This window comes from Paenibacillus kobensis NBRC 15729 (genome assembly GCF_004000825.1).
Classification (GTDB): domain Bacteria; phylum Bacillota; class Bacilli; order Paenibacillales; family Paenibacillaceae; genus Paenibacillus_T; species Paenibacillus_T kobensis.
The window spans coordinates 1-1753 of sequence record NZ_BILZ01000131.1 but is presented as its reverse complement, the minus strand read 5'-3'; the positions used below and the strand labels follow the sequence as shown (position 1 = coordinate 1753).

Here is a 1753-nt window from a genome sequence, read left to right as displayed (position 1 = left end):
CCGCTATCGTCTCAGCCGCTGCCGAGCCAAGACCGCCGATAATGCTGTGTTCCTCGACTGTCACGATCGGCAATCCGCGCCGTGCATAGCCGAGAACCGCTTCGGCAGGAAACGGCTTTACCGTCGGCACGCTGACCAGCGCCGCCTCGATCGGGTCGGCTTCACCGCGAAGCCGCATAACCCAATCGCGTGCGCGCGATAGCGCCGTCCCGGAAGCGAAGACGGCAAGCTGCGTGCCGGGCAGCAGCTCGATCGCTTCGCCGAGCGGAATTCGCGCTGCTTCATCGTGTACACGCGGCTCGCCCGACTTCCCGAGCCGGATATACATCGGCCCATCGTGAGTGAAGCTTGCCTGCGTCAGCTCGCGCGCTTCAATATCGTCTCCCGGACAGCAGACGGTCATATTCGGCAGCGCGCGCATAAGGGCGACGTCTTCCAGCCCGTGATGCGTCGGACCTTGACCGCCATAAGCGAGTCCGGCGCCTACGCCGACGATGCGCACCGGCAGGTTCATATAAGCTGCATCCACCCGGATCTGTTCGTACGCCCGCATCGTCACGAACGGAATAATGCTGTACACGTAGACAAGATGGCCGCTAAGCGCAAGTCCGGCCGCCATGCCGACCGCGTTCTGCTCCGCGATGCCTGCGTTGATCAGCCGGCTGGGGAACCGATCACGGAACGGCTCCCAGACGGAGAAGCCAAGGTCTGGCGTAATGACGATCAACCGTTCGTCGTGCTCGGCGCGCTTCAGCATCTCCCGGACGAATGCGTTCCTCATCCGCTTCCCTCCCTGGCTCCGAGCTGTCTCATCGCTTCCCTCCACTGCGCGTCGTTGGGCGACTTGTAATGCCACTCCAGCGTATCGGCCATATAATCGACGCCGTATCCTTTCACCGTCTTGGCGAGCACCGCCTTCGGGCGTCCGTCCATGCCCCGATGTTCAAGCGCTTCGCACAGCGCCTCCTCGTCATGGCCGTCAACATCGAGCACATCCCAACCGAATGCCCTCCACTTGTCGCCCAGTACGGCCAAAGGCGACAACTCCCCAGTACGGCCGAACCCTTGCCAGCCGTTGCAATCCACGATAGCGGTCAGTCCGTCCAGCCGCAGCGACGAAGCGAGCAATGCCGACTCCCATACCGCGCCTTCGTTGCACTCCCCGTCGCCTAACACCGCGAACGTTCGGCTGCTGCGTCCGGCCAACCGGTCCGCAAGCGCAAGCCCGGCCGCAACGGACAATCCGTGTCCGAGCGAGCCGGCCGACACATCGATGCCCGGTGCCGACTTGCGGTCGAGATGGCCCGGAAGCGTGCCGCCGTCGACCGAATAGCCTTCCAATATGCTCGAAGGCATAAATCCTCGTTCAGCCAACACGGCGTACAAGGCCGTGCTGGCATGGGCTTTGGAGAACACAAGCTTATCCCGGTGCGGAGCCGCAGGGTCGGCGGAATCGACGCGCATGATTCGGGAATAGAGCGCGAGCAGAATGTCCGCCGCCGACAGTGCGGCGCCGACGTGCGAAGCGCCGGCGCGGTACGCCATCGTAACGATGCTGCGCCTGACGGCCAGCCCCCGCTCCAGCGCCGCCTGCCTCGCGACCGCCGCCACCGTCCGCCTGATCCCTTCCTCCAGCGGGACCCGAGGCAACCACCCGGTTGCCCCGCGCAGCTTGGCGCATTCCGCTTCCAGCAGCATCACCTGATCGTCCCGGTACGGAACGGCACCCAGCCGTAGCGGCGGCACCAGCCGG

At 64.7% G+C, this 1753-nt stretch carries 2 protein-coding genes; both read right to left on the bottom strand.

Annotated features, from left to right (window positions below; genetic code table 11):
- Nucleotides 1-781 (bottom strand): transketolase family protein (locus PKO01S_RS28415; RefSeq protein WP_127534781.1); only part of this gene is annotated, 781 nt, incomplete at its 3' end.
- The coding region (locus PKO01S_RS28410) for a transketolase (protein ID WP_246070780.1) at nt 778-1753 on the bottom strand (976 nt) is incomplete at its 5' end. The genes PKO01S_RS28415 and PKO01S_RS28410, both read right to left, overlap by 4 nt.